Below are 17232 nucleotides of genomic sequence, written 5' to 3'. Positions count from 1 at the left end.
TAAATACATGTACAATGAAAAAATCTCTCTCTACCCCTTTACTTTTTCTATGTGCTTTGTTAGTAAATAGTAGTGCTTTTTCTCAAGTAGCAATTGGTACAACAATTATTGAAAATGGAGTGCAATTTAAAGTAGAAAGCGCAAACTCTGGTGTATTAATACCAAGAATTGCTTTAACTTCAAGAAATGTTGTTGCTCCTGTAACAGCAACACCACCTGCCGGAACTTTGATTTATAATACTGCAACCTCCGGAACTTTCCCATATAATGTTGTTCCAGGTTTTTATTATTGGGATGGACTTGAATGGCGAGCAATCGCAGACACTAAAATCAATAAAACAATTAAGTGTAGAAATAATACAACTTCAGTGAATTTTTCTAACACAGCTGGAGTTTATATAGATATTTTTAATATTGTAGATTGGAATGAAGAAACAACATTATTTCAAAAAATTAACAATACTGATTTAAGAATTACAGAAGCAGGTTTATATGAAATCACAGGCAATTTTTCATTAAGAGCAAGTGATATTGAAGTTTATTTAAATATGCGTTTAAATATTAATGGCACTGATGTTGGTGAAAAAATTAGAGGTGTTGCACCTGAAGATAGTGGAAGTAATGGTCAATTTTCAATTCATTTTACTCAGTATTTAGTTTTAAATGCAAATGATATTCTCAGATTTAGATCTTATCGAGACGGAGATTCAACAACCATAAATTTTGACACAAACGGAACTTCAAGTTTAGTAGTAAAAAGAATTCGATAATTTTTATCTTTTAAAAATAGTTAAATGTATTTGTTTTAAAATGCATTGCGTTATTTTTGTATTTGTAACAATAAATAAATGAAAACTTCTATTGAATTTTCTTACCGAAAACCTGTAATCACCGCTTCAATTATAGCAATCATTACATTTGTTTTATTGCAATTTGAAGCTTTTGATAATCCAAATCGTCCAACAGCATGGGTTTTGCATTTTATTGGTGCATATTCTTTGATTGCAGGAATATCTTATCTTACTTTTCATATTATTTTTAAAAGATATAAAGACCCTAATAATTGGAGTTTTGGAAAAGATATTATGTCTTTTTTGTTCATTTTAGCTTTCGTTCTTTTATATATTTTGATTTTTAATTCTTTTTACATCAGTTACATAGATGGAAATTTTACCGATTCTTATGTATACGATGGGAGACTGTTTTACTATATAACCTTTATTGGAATTGTAAATTTTGCGGCTATTAAGTTTTTAGATTTTTATATTTTTTATAAGAAAAAAAGTAAACAAAACCCTGATTATATCGAACCACAAAAAATTATACTTGAAGGCAAAAATAAACATGAAAAAATCATCTTAGATATTGATGATTTAGTAATGATAGAAGCTTTAGGGAATTATGTTTTGGTTTTTTATTTAAATCATGAGAAACAGATTGAAAAAGATATTATTCGTAATAGTTTTTCTTTAATTTCTGACCAAGTACAACCAATAAAACAAATTTTAAAAGTGCATCGTTCTTATATTATTAATATGAGTAAGGTTATTAATATAGAAACGAAAAACAGAAAGTCTTCTGTTAAACTTAAGTTTATTGACGAAATGATTCCTGTTTCTAAATCTGCAATAGAGTCTTTGAAAGAATTTTTAGTTATTGGTTAGATTTCTCCTTCCCATTCTGCATAAAATTGACTTAAAAAAGTTACCATAAAATCATGGCGTTTTTGAGCAATTTTTTTACCAGTTTCGGTATTCATTTTATCTTTTAAAAGTAATAGTTTTTCGTAAAAGTGATTCAAAGTTGGCGATTCACTATTCTTATATTCTTCCTTATTCATATTCATGTTTGGTTGAATATTCGGATTGTATAATGGACGATTTTTGAATCCACCATAATTAAAAGTACGAGCAATTCCTATAGCGCCAATAGCATCTAATCGATCAGCATCTTGCACAATTTCTAGTTCTTTGGAATTGAATTTCTTTTCGAAATTCCCACCTTTAAACGAAATATTTTCAATAATTGCAATTACATGTAAAATGATATCTTCTTTTACATTTTGCGATTCTAAAAAAGCACGAGCTGTTTTCGGACCAACCGTTTCATCGCCACCATGAAATTTTGAATCAGCAATATCGTGTAATAAAGCACCAAGCTTCACTACAGTTAAATTGCAATCTTCGCCTTCAGCAATTAACAAAGCATTTTTATAGACGCGTTCAATGTGAAACCAATCGTGACCTCCTTCTGCATTTTCTAATTGTTGTTTTACAAAAAGTATAGTGTTGTCTATTATTGTCATTTCTGATGATATAAAAAATTCCAATCTTGTGTAAAATTGGAATTTAATTTTTTTTTTAGAATTTATAAGTTTATCTAGCTAAAGCCGGTTCTACCCATTTGAAAAGTTGACTCTCGGCAGGAACGACTAAACGTTCAGAAATTTTTGCCATACGAGCTGGTAATTTCATTAGATAATCACGTGCTTTTTCAGCCTCATCTGTAAGATTACCAATTTTATCAATTTCCCATTTCTCATTTAATTTCTGAAGAATATCCACATAATCCATTGCGGTATAAACACCTAAACGCTGAGCTGATTCTGAGAATTTTTCAAAAGCAGTTCCAATACTTTCACCAGATTCTCTAATCAAATGAGCTGGCATCGTAATTTTTTTCTTCATCATGTATTGAAATGATAACATCATTTCGCTCGGATCTACTTCAAAAATACGTTTTACAAATTCGCTATACGCTAAGTGATGACGCATTTCGTCTCCTGCAATTAAATTACACATTTTGTGTAGTTTTTTATCGCCAAATTTCTTAGCCAATTGCGCAACACGATTGTGAGAAACATAAGTTGCTAATTCTTGAAAACTGGTGAATACAAAGTTTTTATATGGATCTCTTCCAGTTCCTGGATCAAAACCATCGTTTATTAAATGGTGCGTAGTAATTTCAACTTCACGCATATTTACTCTTCCCGAAAGATAAAGATATTTGTTTAATACATCTCCGTGACGGTTTTCTTCACCTGTCCATTGACGTAACCATTTTGCCCAACCGTTATCACCGTTTTCTCCTTTTTGAGTAACGCCTTCAACATCCATTAGCCAAGTTTCGTATGTTGGCAAAGCTTCTTCGGTAATGGTATCTCCAACTAAAGTAACCCAAAAATCATAAGGTAAATCTTTAGCTATTTCACGTAATTCTTTTACTTCTTCTAAAAAATTTTCTTTTGAAGAATCAGGAAGTAAATCAGTAGGTTGCCAAATTTTCTCGACAGGGATTAAGAATTCTTCCACGAAGTTATCCACTTTTTTTTCCAAAAATTGCATTACTTCCAAGCGGACGTTTTGTATAGACATGGGGGTTATATTTTAATATGTTTTGTAATTATAGTTTCGGTTTTTTCAAAAATTTCTTCAAACGGATGTTCTGAAATTTTCATAGGTTTATGAATGGTAAATTCTAAACGAGTTCCTAATCCGAGAGGGAAAGTACCAAATTTAGTCATTTTCCACGAATTATTTATAGTAATTGGCAAGAAGTAGGCATCTGGAGCAAACTTGTATAACATTTTTAATCCATTCACCGCGAAAGGTTTAGGTGTTCCGGTTTTGCTTCTTGTTCCTTCTGGGAAAATCACCACAGAGTAATTATTGTTATTAACTAATTCGGCTACTTTTTTAATTTCAGGTAACGCTTGTTTTGGATCTTTTCTGTCAATTAAAGCGGAACCACCATGGCGTAAATTATAAGAAACACTCGGAATTCCTTTCCCAAGTTCAATTTTACTGATGAATTTAGGATGTACTTTTCGCAAAAACCAAATAATAGTAGTGATATCGTGTAAACTTTGATGATTGGCAACTATGATTAAAGGCTTATTTTCAGGAACATTTTCCATGCCTTCAATATGATAAGTCGTACCAAGTAAATGTGCGGTTCTAACTAAACAAAGGTTTAAATAAGCAACACTTATACGATGTGCATTGTATCCAAATAAATTAAAACAAACCCATTGAATCGGATGAAATATTAACAACCAAATAAAAAAAACTAACGTGTATAGAATAGAAAGTGGGTATGAAAGAATTTTTTCCATGTAAAAACCAATTTGGGCAAAAGTAAGCTATAAAATAAAAATCCACCAATGTTTCGGTGGATTTTATTGTATGCCAGCATAGTATCTTAGCAATATTCGTTGTAAGCGTCTTTTAAATTTTCAGCAATTAATTCTGCCGGACGACCTTCGATATGATGACGTTCTAACATGTGAACTAATTCACCATTTTTAAACAAAGCCATACATGGCGAAGATGGAGGAAAAGGAAACATGTGTTGGCGCGCTGCATCAACTGCATCTTTGTCTACACCTGCAAAAACAGTTACTAATTGTGAAGGTTTTTTAGCACCATCTAAACTCATTTTTGCTCCCGGACGTGCATTTCTTGCAGCACAACCACAAACCGAGTTGATTACTACCAAAGTAGTTCCTTCATTTTTTAAAGCATTTTCTACTGCTTCAGCGCTATATAATTCTTGAAAACCAGCCTCTGTTAATTCAGCGCGCATTGGTTTTACCATTTCTTCTGGATACATAATTTTTATGTTATAAGTTAACGAGTGCAAAGTTACAAAGTTTTTTGCTTGTTACTGAAAGGCAATTCATAAAGATTTGTTATGATTTGATAGTTTACTCTTATTTTAAAATTCTTCCAAAAAGTGCTTTTACAAACATCATTTTTGGACATTTCCAAATGACTTGTAAATCTTCCCAAATAGAAGTCTCTTCATCTAAAAATTTAAAAATCACAGTCGAACTTCCTTTTTTAAACATCGAAGAAAATATCTTGGAGCCTAATTCGTTTTTTGAACTCAAAATATCCAACAACAATAAATCGTAGAACCAAAATTTATCTTTTTTATGAAACTTCGAAAAGTCGGATTCTGATTTTAGAAATTGAACTAAAGCTTTCGATTTTTTTGAAGCGTTTTTAAAAGTATAACCTGTACTTGCTTTTGTCCAACCGCCAGCCGACCCAATATTGATGATGTTTTTCGTGTTGTGTTTCCAGAAAGGATAACATGTCATCGGAATATTTCCTTGTTCTTTTTCGATGATTTCGTATTCGGTTATTCCGAGATTTTCAATGTATTTCTTGATTTCAGATTCATATTCCTCTTTTGAAAGTAAGTCTTTTGAAAACAACGTGTATTCTAACAAGGCTTCATTTTCTGATGTTGGTAAAACATACATAAAACGCGTATTACCTTTTTGTTCCACCGAAAAATCCATGAAAGTAGCACAATTTGGAGTAAAAACCGCTTCTTTACTTTTGATAAACCAACCGATAAAATGTTGTTGAATTAATGGGAATTTATTTTGAGCTGTAACAACTTTAGGGTTGTAAATTGAATTGAATACTTTATTACATGTAAATGTTTCATTTTCCGTTTTTACAACACAATGATTCCCTAATTCTGTAAAATCAACTATTTTTTGATTTAGAAAATGAATGTATTTATGTTCGGAAATCTTTTTGAAAACCAATTCATAAAAATCCAAACCATTTATTTTTTTGTACTGATAAGGTGTTAGTTCTAAAACCCGATTGAATTTTTCATTCGCAAAAACAGATTGATTCCATTTTTTTGAGACGATTTCTTCGAACAAATTGTCTTCGTCCCAAAAACACCAAGTTCTATCGTTTACTTTTTTAGTATTCTCATCAATTAGTAAAATAGATTTTTCGTCAAATTTTCCAGATAAAAGCAATTCGTAAACGGTCATCAAAGCCGATAATCCTGAACCTGTGAAAATGTAATGATAATGTTGCATTAAAAAATAGTATATCGAATTCCTAAAAAGCTTCTAATTCCTTGGTTGGGTGCATACACATAAGTTGCGTCAAAATTTTCGCCAAAAGGATCTTCTGCTCCAGCTATTAAATATGGAGTCCCTTTGTTTGGCGTCCAATTCAAAATATTTTTCACACCACCATAAAGTTCAAAACTACGAAATTTTTTATAAGTAAACTGAATGTTTTGCAAACTCCAAATAGGAGAAAAGTCTGGTCTTGGATCTAAATCACCCAAAATTGGCAATCGCATAGGTCCGTATAAATTTCCGGTGTAATCGATGGATAAAAACCATTTTGGAATATCGTACGTTATCGCCCAATTGGCGCTGTATTTTTCCGTTAAAACAGGTGTTGAACTCACTCCGTTTTGCACATTTTTAGGTTCCATAATAGTAAAACCAACAATCGCTTTTATTCCGAAAGGTGTAACCAAATCGATATTGCCACTTATCCCTAAGGTTTGTGCATATCCGTTTAAGTTCGAATAAATAATTTGGTTTGGATTTGTGTCGTAATCTGGAATAATTTGGTTGTTAAAATAGGTGTACCAAGCCGAAGTTTCAAATCCTAAAAAAATACCGTTTTCAAATCTGATTTTTTTCAAATAATTCAAATTGATGTTGTACGAAGTTTCAGGTTTTAAATCTTCGGTAATTACTACATCTCTCGAACCTGTTAAAGCAGCGTGATCTTCGGTAAATAAATTCACGATTCTAAATCCAGTTCCTGCATTAATTCGGAAAACATCATTTTCGGTTGGATTCCATTTGTAGGCAATTCTCGGTGTAAAAATGTTACCATGATTGTTGTTGTAATCGTATCTAGCACCTAATAAAATGTGATGTTTTTCTGCCAATTTTATTTCATCTTGAAGAAACACACTATAAATTTTTGTTTTTTCAGCCGAAATAGTCGCAGTCGTATTATCGTTATAATATTGATAACGAAAAGCTGCTCCCAAAAGCAAATTGTGATTTTCTAATTTTTTATCCCAAGTATATTGTCCAAAAGCAATTTTTTGATTCGCCAAGTAAATCGTATTTCCATAGACCGAATTTTGATCGTGAGCCGTTACGGAAAACGACAAATACATGTCTTCTGTTGTTGGCAATTGATATTTACTCAAAAGTTCCACACGTTTTGTGTAAATGCTTTCGCCATAAACTTCAGAACCACCACGATGCGATTTGTTCCATTGCATTTCGCCACCCCAACGGTCTTCGTAAAAAAGGCGTCCTGCAACGGTGAATTCTTTGTTGTTTTTTCGCTCAAAGTTCCATTTGTTGAAGATCGAAATACGTTCTTGTAAGGTTACATCGGTAAAATTATCGTTGTTGTTGTCAATTGGTTGGTTGTAGTTGTAATAATTGATGCCGACTAAAGTAACCGCATTTTTACCAATGTTACTTTTAAATCCTAAATCCACATTGGTTTCTAACCAAGAAGTCGAAAAAATATCTGCCGAAAACAAAGGAGCAGTTGTTGGTTTTTTGGTGATGATATTGATTAGACCTCCAACCGCTTCACTTCCGTATAAACTTGAGGCTGGACCTTTTACTACTTCAACTCTGTCAATCAACGAATTTGGAATTCCTGATAAACCATAAACGGTTGAAAGTGAACTTACAATCGGCATTCCGTCAATCGTAACCATGGTGTATGGACCTTCTAACCCGTTGATGTGTATATCTCCTGTGTTGCAAATGTTGCAATTCAGTTGAGGTCGAACGCCGTTTACATTTTGCAAGGCTTCAAATATATTGGAAGTTGGGTTTTTCTTTAAAAAGGCTGTTGTATACACTTCTACTGGAACGGGTGTTTCCATTCTTGAGACAGGTTTTAATGTACCAGAAACCACCACATCATCTAAAACATTTGCATCTTCAATCAAGTTAAAATTTAGAATATGATTCGGTTCGTTTGAAACATTTATTTTTTTTCTTTCGGGTTTAAACCCAACATACGAAGCAATAATTGTATAGGAACCGTTAGGAATATTTTCAAATTCATATAAACCATTTTCATTGGTTTCAACTCCTTTATTTAGTTCTTTAATATAAATATTAGCATAAGCTAAAATTTCATTATTAGCGGTCACTTTCCCTTTTATTGTGTTTTGTGAAAAGGTAAAAAGCGAAATAAATAGAGTTGTATAAATAAATATTTTAGACATTATAAAATTAAATTTAGACAAAACTAAAAATAAAACATTTACAAAACTAAAAAAACTTTATATATTTGTCAAAATGAATTGTTTATGACCATTTCTGAAGAAAATTATATTAAAGTTATTTATCATTTGTCGTTGGTTTCTCCAAAAGGCGTCAACACGAACGCTATTGCTGGAATGTTAGACACCAAAGCGTCATCTGTAACTGATATGATGAAGAAACTTTCGGATAAAGATTTGGTGAGTTATCAGAAATATCAAGGAGTTACCTTAACCGAAAAAGGCTTGCATTCAGCAAAAATGATTGTAAGAAAACATCGTTTGTGGGAAGTTTTTTTAGTAGATAAATTAGGTTTTTCTTGGGATGAAGTACACGAAATTGCTGAAGAATTAGAACACATCAAATCCGAACAATTGATAAATAAATTGGATGCTTTTTTAGGTTATCCAGCAGCTGATCCGCACGGTGATCCTATTCCAGATGCAAAAGGTGTGATTAAAAAAATTGAAAAGCAATTGTTGTCGGAAGTGGAAATTAATGCATCATTTCATTGTGTTGGCGTGAAAGATTCTTCTACCGATTTTTTAAAATATTTAGACAAACAAAAAATAGCTTTAGGTTCGGTTGTTAAAGTAATTGACAAAGAAGATTTTGATGATACATTAACGGTTGAAATTGATGGAAAACGATTAACGATTTCGAATAAAATTGCTAATAACTTATACGTACAATAATTATGTTTGATTCAATTATTCATTTTTTTGAAAGTATCGACCCGATTTTGGCTGCTTTTTTAGCGACCACATTTACGTGGGGATTAACAGCATTTGGAGCTTCGTTTGTGTTCTTTTTTAAAACTATGAATCGAGTAGTTTTAGATGGAATGCTTGGTTTTACAGGTGGTGTAATGGTTGCGGCAAGTTTTTGGAGTTTACTAGCACCAGCAATCGAAATGAGTGAAGGAGATGGTTTTATAAAAGTAATTCCAGCCGCAGTTGGATTTTTATTAGGTGCTGTTTTTATTTTCGGATTGGATAAAGTGTTGCCACACATGCACATTAATTTCAAAGAAACCGAAGGCATAAAATCGCCATGGCAACGAACTACTTTGTTGGTTTTAGCGATAACCTTGCATAATATTCCTGAAGGTTTAGCAGTTGGTGTTTTATTTGGTGGAGTTGCAGCTGGAATTCCAGAAGCTTCGATTGCAGGCGCCGTTACTTTAGCGATTGGAATTGGAATTCAAAATTTTCCTGAAGGAATTGCGGTTTCCATGCCGTTACGAAGAATGGGAATGAGCAGAAGAAAAAGTTTCATGTACGGACAATCGTCTGCAATTGTAGAACCTATTTTTGGGGTTATTGGTGCGGTTGCTGTAACTTTTTTTACGCCAATTTTACCTTATGCCTTGGCTTTTGCCGCTGGAGCGATGATTTTTGTTGTCGTTGAAGAAGTAATTCCAGAAACCCAACAAGATAAAAATACCGATATTGCTACTTTAGGTTTTATCGGCGGATTTATTGTAATGATGATTTTAGACGTGGCTTTGGGTTAATGACAAGCACAATCGTCGCCACAAGGTTTTGATTTCTTTACGCGTTTTTTCCAAAAGAATTTTTTTACTAAAAAACCTACTGCTAATGCTAAAGATGCATAGACTAAAATTTGTTGAATATCCATATTTTAAAAATATATTCCAGTTCCTAAAGTTACAAAATTATAATTTGGTGAAGCAATTTTTAAGTGCTCATATCCTAAAGAGAAAAAGTAATTCTTTTTATGATATTTTCCTCTGAGTTCAAATGAATTTACAGGCAAACCATTTATCTTGCTCCACAGCATCGCACTATTAAAGCTAATGTTTTTAATTGCAAAAATATCAGTGTGTAAACCATACGAAAAGCCTACTTTTTGAACATCATTCCCCACATAAGTGGCACCAAGTGTCCAACCTAAATTAAACTTTTTAAATCGAATTCTATCGTAAGCCACGTTAAATTGAAATAGTGAAAGATTAGAATAGTTGTTAGTAATAGCATTTTTTTCAATTAATTCTCGATAATCACCTTGTATATAGAAATATTGAAAAGGTCTGAATTTTGCTTTTAGATGATTTCCGAATGAATTATTGTTACTATACAGAAAATGATTCTCAACATCAAATCGCATCAAATTTTCATATTCAATACTGTCGTTTTCTTTTTGAAAATTCCCCGATTCGCCATCGAAATATGGATATTTAGATAATGTGTTGTATAAATGATTTTCACTTCTGTAATCGCCAATAGTGGAATAAAAACTTACATACAATAAGCCTTCAACAAACAAGCCAGCTAATCCAAAATCATTTGAAGAAGAATTTCTACTAGAGTTAGAATTTGATGAACTCGAACTTGAGGAAGAATTAGAACTGTTTCCAGATTTTAATTCATCTTTAGATTTGTCAATCTTTTGAGAAAAAGAATTCTGTAAGGTAAGGCTAAGTAAAATGACAAGTAATGTGTTTTTCATCAATTTTTGTTTCTTAAAAGCAATCAAAAAGTATGCCTTTATTTCAAAACTTGATATGCAATTAAAGCAGTTATGTAGGCAAATCCACTCATGAAAACCAACTGAATTATGGGCCATTTCCACGAATTGGTTTCTTTTTTTACAATGGCTAAAGTAGAAATACATTGCATTGCAAAAGCATAAAAAAGAAGTAATGAAATACCTGTAGCAAAATTGAATATTTTATCTCCAGTTACAGGGTGCACTTCGGCAGCCATTTTATTTTTAATTGTACTTTCTTCTTCGCTATGACTTCCTACACTGTAAATGGTGGCTAATGTACCTACGAAAACTTCACGAGCAGCAAACGAACTTACCACTGCAATTCCTATTTTCCAATCATAGCCTAATGGACGAATAGCAGGTTCAATTGCTTTCCCCATGTAACCTATGTATGAATTTTCTAACTTAAAGGAATTTACTTGATCTTCAAATGCTTCCGAAGTAATAGTTTTGTTTTGATTTTGTTGGGTAATAATAGCTTCAGCATTATTGAAATCATCACTTAAACCGTGCGAACCTAAATACCATAAAATAACAGATAAGGCTAAAATGATTTTTCCAGCACCCGTTACAAAAGCTTTGGTTTTTTCTAAAACGTTTAACCCAACATTTTTTAACATTGGAATTTTGTAACTCGGCATTTCTACTACGAAATACGATTTGCAACTTAATTTTAAATATTTATTTAATAAGTAAGCCGACAAAACCGCCATTCCAAAACCTAATAAATACAATGCCATCAATGTCAATCCTTGTAAACTTAAGAATCCAAAAATTCTCTTTTCGGGAATAATTAAGGAAATTAAAATGGCATAAACAGGCAATCTTGCAGAACAAGTGGTGAATGGTGTGACTAAAATCGTAATTAATCTTTCTTTCCAATTTTCGATATTTCTCGCACTCATAATTGCCGGAATAGCACAAGCCGTTCCTGAGATTAAAGGAACAATACTTTTTCCAGACAAACCAAATTTTCGCATGATTTTATCCATCAAAAACACCACACGACTCATGTAACCACTTTCTTCTAATACCGAAATGAACAAGAATAAAAAGGCAATTTGCGGAATGAAAATTACGATACCACCAATTCCTGGAATTAATCCTTCGCTAATTAAATTGGTAAATTCTCCCGCTGGAAGATGTTGTTTGGCAAGCGAGCTAAAATTAGCAAACGTTTCATCTATAAAATCCATTGGAATGCTACTCCAGTCAAATAAAAACTGAAAAATAAGCATTAAAATTCCGAAGAAAATTACATAGCCAAAAATTTTATGCGTAAGAACACGGTCAATTTTTGCTCGAATATCTGAAGCTTTTGAAACATCTATTTTTTGACCAATTTTTAGCGTGTCATTAATAAATTGGTAACGTTTTATGGTTTCTTTTTGCTGCAAACGTTTTAAATCGGCGTGCGATTTGGTAAACGAACTTTTAATTTCGTTTCGCTCTAAATTTAAGAAATTGACATCTTGCGTAATTACCAACCAAAGTTTATACAACAATTGATTTGGAAACGCTCTTCTTAAATTATTAAAATAATCTGGGTCAATTGACGATGCGTGTAAACAAGGTTCGGTTGAAAGTTCAGTATAGTTCAGAATTAATTCCTTCAACTGATTAATTCCTGTTTTTTTTCTTGAACTGATTAAAGCAATTTTCGTTTTTAACTCTTTTTCTAAAGCTGGAATATCCAGTTCAATTCCTTTTAAAGCCATTCTATCCGCCATGTTAATGACTAAAATGGTTGGAATTTCTAAATCTTTAATTTGGGTAAAAAGGAGTAAATTTCGTTTTAAATTTTCCACTTCGGTAACCACAACGGCAACATCTGGAAAATCTTCGTCGTTTTTATTTAGCAATAATTCGATTACTACGTTTTCATCAATAGAACTCGCATTTAAGCTGTAAGTTCCGGGTAAATCAATGATTCGAGCTCTCGTGTTTTCGTTTAATTTGCAAACACCTTGTTTTTTTTCAACGGTAATTCCTGGGTAATTTCCCACTTGTTGATTCAATCCTGTAAGTTGGTTAAAAACGGAAGTTTTTCCCACATTTGGGTTTCCAATTAAAGCCACTTTTATAGGATTTGAACTCATGAGAATTAAATTTTAGTAACGGTAATTTCCCTTGCCGTTTCAATACGAATGGCAACATGAGAATCATTTACGTTGAAATATAAAGGATCACCTAAAGGTGCAATTTGAATTAAAGTAATGGAATTTCCAGGCAAACATCCCATTTCTAATAACTTTAGCGGGATTTCATCTAGATTGACCGAAGTAATGGTAGCTACTTCACCAATTTTAAGTTCAGAAGAACAAATTTCCATTTCCTTATTTAGATTGAATTAAAATACAAAAGTAAAAATTATAATCGGACTACAACTGATAATTGTCAACTTTAGCAAAATATTTATAAAAATTAATTTATTGGTTTTCACAAAGCCACAAAATATCTTCTAAAAGTTGTTTCATGTTCTTTGTTTTTGGGTCATCGGTTGGTTTGTCAAGATTGGTGCCATCATAAAAACCTCTAATTCGTTTGTTTTTATCTACCAAAATGAAATTTTCGGTATGAACCATGTCATATAGTTCCTCTGGTTTGCCTGTTTTTACTGCCAAGTATGATTTTCTCGCTAAATAATAAATGTCTTTTTTATCTCCGGTTACTAAATTCCAATGCGAGTCATCAACTCCTTTTTCAAGTGCATATTTTTTTAAAACTTCAGGAGTGTCAATATCTGGTGTAACGGAAAAAGACAACAATTTTACTTCTGGATTATTTTTCAATTGATTTTGTAACCATACCATGTTATCGGTCATTTTTGGGCAAATAGTTGGACAAGTGGTAAAAAAGAAATCGGCCACGTAAATTTTGTTTTCGTACTCTTTTTGAGTGATTATTTTCCCATTTTGATTGGTAAAAGCAAAATCAGCAATTTTATGATCGTTACCAATATGTTGCACCGTAGAATCTACTAATTCAGGATTAATATCTCTAGGAGAATAAATTGGAAGTGTTTTTTCGGGCGTTTGTAAGGTGTAGATTCCAAAGAAAATCCCAAAAGAGAGAACTAAGAATACAATTATGAATGTTTTGTATGGTTTGATGTAAGCAAGCATTTTTAAATTTTTTACAAAAATAGCGTTTATTTCATTTTTTAGGATGATTATACAAATGTTAAAATTGTAATTAGTTGATAATCTTTGTTATATTTGTGAAATTTTACCATAAAACTACTAATAAAATGATTAAAAATTACTTGATTATTAGCTTATTGTGTTCCTTTTTAGGGTTTTCACAATTTAATTCATCTGCCCCATGGATGGACAACAATTCAACATTAAATAGAACATCAGAAAAGACAATTGATGAAATGGTTTATTCATTCAATCAATATTGGTTAACTAAAGATAAAAAAGTTAAGGGTTCTGGTTACAAACCTTTTATGCGATGGGAAAACCATTGGAGAAATAAGACTAACGAGCAAGGTTATCTAATTAGTCCTGATGAAATGTGGGCTGCTTGGAATTCAAAGAAACAAGCAAAAATGTCAAGAAGTGCAAACAGTTTTTTAGCATTGCCTCCGAGTAATTGGCAACCAATAGGTCCAATTCAAAATGCACAACCAAATTCAACAATGGCTAGAGGTAGAGTAAACATTGTACATGTTGATCCTAGTAATCCAAATACAATATATTTTGGAACACCGGCTGGTGGAATATGGAAATCTATTGATAATGGAACAACATGGTCACCAATGTCTGATGAATTACCTCAAATTGGCGTTTCTGGAATTGCGGTAGATTATTCTGATTCTAATACAATTTACATAACAACAGGAGATAAAGATGCAACCGACACCTATTCTATAGGCGTTTTGAAATCAACTGATGGTGGAGTTACATGGAATACTACTGGATTATCATTCGCAAATACAATTACTACAGCTGGAGATATTCTAATACACCCAACTAACAATCAAATTCTATGGTGTGCTACAAGTGTTGGTTTATACAAAACTTCAAATGCAGGAACAACATGGACAATGGTTCAAACAGGTGATTTTGCTCAAGGATCGATTCGATTAAAACCAGGTACCCCATCAACAGTTTATGCTACTTCAAACAATAGATTTTTCCGTTCTACCAATTCTGGAGATACTTTTACTCAAATAACAACAGGTCTTCCTCTTTCAAATGGTAGAATGATAATGGATGTAACGCCAGCTAATAGTGAATATGTTTATATATTGGCGTCTACTACATCAAGTGGTTTTCAAGGAATATATCGTTCTGTAAACGGCGGAACAAATTGGACTAAAATGTCTGGCACAACTAATATTCTTGAGTCAAATCAAGCTTGGTATGATTTAGCGTTTGCGGTTTCTCCAACAAATGCAAATGAAGTTTATTCAGGTTGTTTAAATGTTTGGAAGTCTACAAATGGAGGTTCTACATCTACAAAAATAAACGAGTGGTTTACATACAATGCTACATTTACTCATGCAGATATACATTATTTAGGTTATCATGGCAACAAATTGTATTGTGGTAGTGATGGAGGTATATATGTCTCAGAAAATAACGGAGCAAGCTTTACAGAAAAAACTGGAGAGGCTCAAATAGGACAATTTTATAAAATTTCAGTTGCAAAACAAACTGCTTCTAAAATTGCAGGCGGGCTTCAAGATAATGGAGGATTTGCTTATAATAGTAATGAATGGAGAGGATATCATGGAGGCGATGGTATGGATAATGCAATTTCTCCAGTAAATAACAATATGTATTATGGTTTTATATATAATGGAGATGCATTGTATGTAAGTAGTAATTCTGGGTTATCATTATCTGCTGGGATTACAGGACCTGAAAGTGGTAATTGGGTAACCCCTTTAGTAGTTAATTCTGTTGGAGAGTTGTTTTCTGGGTTTACAAGATTATATAAATTAGTTGGAAGTGCTTGGGTACAACAAAGTGCTAACACGGTAGGTTCTGGAAATATTGATTATATTGAAATAGACCCATCTAATAATGATATAATGTATGTTTCAAATGGTACCGGTTTATATAAAAGTACTGATAGAGGAATTAATTTTAATCTTGTTTATACTGCTCCATCTGCCATTACTTCAATAGAAGTAAATTATTCTAATTCTAATATTGTTTACTTAACTACTGCGGGCACATCAGGAACAGTTAGAAAATCAATAAATGGAGGTACAACTTTTACTGATATTACTTCAGGAATTCCTAACATTGGTAAAAATATCATTGTTCATCAAGGTAGAAATTCATTAAATCCTTTATATGTTGGAACAAGTTTAGGAGTGTATTATATTGACGATTCAATGGCATCATTTCAACCATTTGATACTAATTTACCAAATGTTTCGGTAACAGATTTAGAAATTAATTTAGAAGATTCAAAGTTAATTGCAGGAACATACGGAAGAGGTGTTTGGCAAACAAATATTCCAGTTGAAGTACCAGCTAATGATATAAAATTAGTTCAAATCCAAAATCCAACAATTGGAGTAAGTTGTGGTTCATCGATAATTCCTCAAATTGAAGTAAATAACAACGGATCAAACAATATTACTTCTGTCACGGTTAATTATACGATTGACGGCATACCTAATACTTTTAATTGGTCAGGCAATATTGCACCAGCTTCAAATCAAGTTATAGATTTACCATCTGCTACTTTTTCAAGAGGTTCACATGTAATCAACATAATAACAACAATTACAAATGATGCTTATTCGGATAATAATTCAAGTGAAAAAACATTTTATGTAAATGATTCAGGAACTATTGGAGTTGTAAACCCATTTACTAATACTACAGATGCTTTAATTTCTTATAATGAAAGCGGATCGGGATCACAGTGGGTTAGAGGTATTAGAACAACGGGATTAATGGCTACATCAGGAAACACTGTTTATACTTCTAATTTAACTGGGAATTATCCAGACCTTACAAAATCATATTTAGTATCTCAATGCTATAATTTAAACAGCGTTGTGAATCCTCAAATTAGTTTCGATATGAAATATGATTTAGAAGAAAATTGGGATATTGTTTATGTTGAATACACAACTGATTTTGGAGCCACTTGGAATGTTCTTGGTACTATGGGAACAACATGGTACAATAGTAATAGAACAGCTGCTACTGCTGGTAATGATTGTTATAATTGCCCTGGAGCACAATGGACAGGAACAAATACAACAGTAACTAATTACACGTATCCATTAAATGCTTTTTCAACAGCGTCAAATATTATTTTTAGAATCGTATTTCATTCAGATGAAGCAGAAAATAAGCTTGGGGTGAATATTGATAATTTTGTAATTAATGGAACACTTTCAAATCAAAATTTTGCATTAGAAAATGTTATGGTTTATCCAAATCCTTCAAAAGGAATTTTCAATATTTCATTAGGAAATGTAAAGCCAACAGCAATAGATGTTTACGACTTAACAGGTAAAATCATTCTATCGAAATCTGCATTTCAATCATCAAATATTGAAACTTCAATTGACTTGTCCAATGCAGCTACAGGAATTTATTTTGTAAAAATTTCAGCAGACAATCAATCAACAGTTAAAAGAATTATTAAAGAATAAC

General features: G+C 32.1%; 16 protein-coding genes. 5 read left to right on the top strand and 11 right to left on the bottom strand.

Annotation, left to right across the window (positions count from 1 at the left end):
- Positions 1 to 14: 14 nt before the first annotated feature.
- Positions 15 to 770 (top strand): hypothetical protein, encoded by a 756-nt coding sequence (locus tag M9Q43_RS01480; RefSeq protein WP_262317204.1) that lies wholly within the window; start codon positions 15 to 17, stop codon positions 768 to 770.
- Between the two features lie 78 nt (positions 771 to 848).
- The gene (locus tag M9Q43_RS01475) at positions 849 to 1664 is read left to right on the top strand and encodes a LytTR family DNA-binding domain-containing protein (RefSeq protein WP_262317203.1); all 816 of its coding nucleotides are present in this window, start codon (positions 849 to 851) and stop codon (positions 1662 to 1664) included.
- On the opposite strand, the gene M9Q43_RS01470 is transcribed toward M9Q43_RS01475, so the two are convergent.
- From M9Q43_RS01470 to M9Q43_RS01445, 6 genes are all read right to left on the bottom strand, one after another.
- Entirely contained in the window at positions 1661 to 2305 is a 645-nt protein-coding gene (locus M9Q43_RS01470) for an HD domain-containing protein (RefSeq protein WP_262317202.1), read from the bottom strand. The two genes, M9Q43_RS01475 and M9Q43_RS01470, sit on opposite strands and share 4 nt — an antisense overlap.
- A gap of 70 nt (positions 2306 to 2375) precedes the next feature.
- Entirely contained in the window at positions 2376 to 3374 is a 999-nt protein-coding gene (locus tag M9Q43_RS01465) for an acyl-ACP desaturase (protein WP_262317201.1), read from the bottom strand.
- A gap of 5 nt (positions 3375 to 3379) precedes the next feature.
- Positions 3380 to 4114 carry a lysophospholipid acyltransferase family protein gene (locus M9Q43_RS01460; protein ID WP_262317200.1) on the bottom strand — a complete coding sequence of 245 codons (735 nt, stop codon included), beginning with the start codon at positions 4112 to 4114 and terminating at the stop codon, positions 3380 to 3382.
- An 86-nt stretch (positions 4115 to 4200) separates the two neighbouring features.
- On the bottom strand, positions 4201 to 4611 hold the full coding sequence (locus M9Q43_RS01455; RefSeq protein ID WP_262317199.1) for a BrxA/BrxB family bacilliredoxin: 411 nt from the start codon (positions 4609 to 4611) through the stop codon (positions 4201 to 4203).
- A 100-nt stretch (positions 4612 to 4711) separates the two neighbouring features.
- Positions 4712 to 5851 carry a lycopene cyclase family protein gene (locus M9Q43_RS01450; RefSeq protein WP_262317198.1) on the bottom strand — a complete coding sequence of 380 codons (1140 nt, stop codon included), beginning with the start codon at positions 5849 to 5851 and terminating at the stop codon, positions 4712 to 4714.
- A complete protein-coding gene (locus tag M9Q43_RS01445; protein ID WP_262317197.1) occupies positions 5851 to 8046 on the bottom strand; it encodes a TonB-dependent receptor in 2196 nt (731 codons plus the stop codon). Before M9Q43_RS01445 ends, M9Q43_RS01450 begins: the two co-directional genes overlap by 1 nt.
- A gap of 84 nt (positions 8047 to 8130) precedes the next feature.
- Between M9Q43_RS01445 and M9Q43_RS01440 the strand changes: the two genes are divergently transcribed.
- Together M9Q43_RS01440 and M9Q43_RS01435 are read left to right on the top strand one after the other, a co-directional pair.
- Positions 8131 to 8778, top strand: a complete 648-nt coding sequence (locus M9Q43_RS01440) for a metal-dependent transcriptional regulator (RefSeq protein WP_262317196.1) — start codon at positions 8131 to 8133, stop codon at positions 8776 to 8778.
- Positions 8779 to 8780: 2 nt separating this feature from the next.
- Complete coding sequence (locus M9Q43_RS01435; protein WP_262317195.1) at positions 8781 to 9599, top strand: ZIP family metal transporter; 819 nt, start codon at positions 8781 to 8783, stop codon at positions 9597 to 9599.
- Here M9Q43_RS01435 and M9Q43_RS01430 read toward each other — a convergent pair.
- From M9Q43_RS01430 to M9Q43_RS01410, 5 genes are all read right to left on the bottom strand, one after another.
- On the bottom strand, positions 9596 to 9724 hold the full coding sequence (locus tag M9Q43_RS01430) for a FeoB-associated Cys-rich membrane protein (RefSeq protein ID WP_262317194.1): 129 nt from the start codon (positions 9722 to 9724) through the stop codon (positions 9596 to 9598). The two genes, M9Q43_RS01435 and M9Q43_RS01430, sit on opposite strands and share 4 nt — an antisense overlap.
- A 3-nt stretch (positions 9725 to 9727) precedes the next feature.
- Positions 9728 to 10555 (bottom strand): hypothetical protein, encoded by an 828-nt coding sequence (locus M9Q43_RS01425; protein WP_262317193.1) that lies wholly within the window; start codon positions 10553 to 10555, stop codon positions 9728 to 9730.
- Between the two features lie 38 nt (positions 10556 to 10593).
- Positions 10594 to 12696: a ferrous iron transport protein B gene (gene feoB / locus M9Q43_RS01420; protein ID WP_262317192.1), complete on the bottom strand. Its 2103-nt coding sequence runs from the start codon at positions 12694 to 12696 to the stop codon at positions 10594 to 10596.
- A gap of 5 nt (positions 12697 to 12701) precedes the next feature.
- On the bottom strand, positions 12702 to 12929 hold the full coding sequence (locus tag M9Q43_RS01415; RefSeq protein WP_133608872.1) for a FeoA family protein: 228 nt from the start codon (positions 12927 to 12929) through the stop codon (positions 12702 to 12704).
- A gap of 97 nt (positions 12930 to 13026) precedes the next feature.
- A complete protein-coding gene (locus tag M9Q43_RS01410) occupies positions 13027 to 13722 on the bottom strand; it encodes an SCO family protein (protein WP_262317191.1) in 696 nt (231 codons plus the stop codon).
- Between the two features lie 125 nt (positions 13723 to 13847).
- Between M9Q43_RS01410 and M9Q43_RS01405 the strand changes: the two genes are divergently transcribed.
- The gene (locus M9Q43_RS01405) at positions 13848 to 17231 is read left to right on the top strand and encodes a T9SS type A sorting domain-containing protein (protein WP_262317190.1); all 3384 of its coding nucleotides are present in this window, start codon (positions 13848 to 13850) and stop codon (positions 17229 to 17231) included.
- Position 17232 lies beyond the last annotated feature (1 nt).

Source organism: Flavobacterium odoriferum (assembly GCF_025499515.1).
In the GTDB taxonomy this organism is placed as follows: domain Bacteria; phylum Bacteroidota; class Bacteroidia; order Flavobacteriales; family Flavobacteriaceae; genus Flavobacterium; species Flavobacterium odoriferum.
The sequence above is the reverse complement of the archived record's forward strand: the minus strand, read 5'-3'. Positions and strand labels throughout refer to the sequence as shown.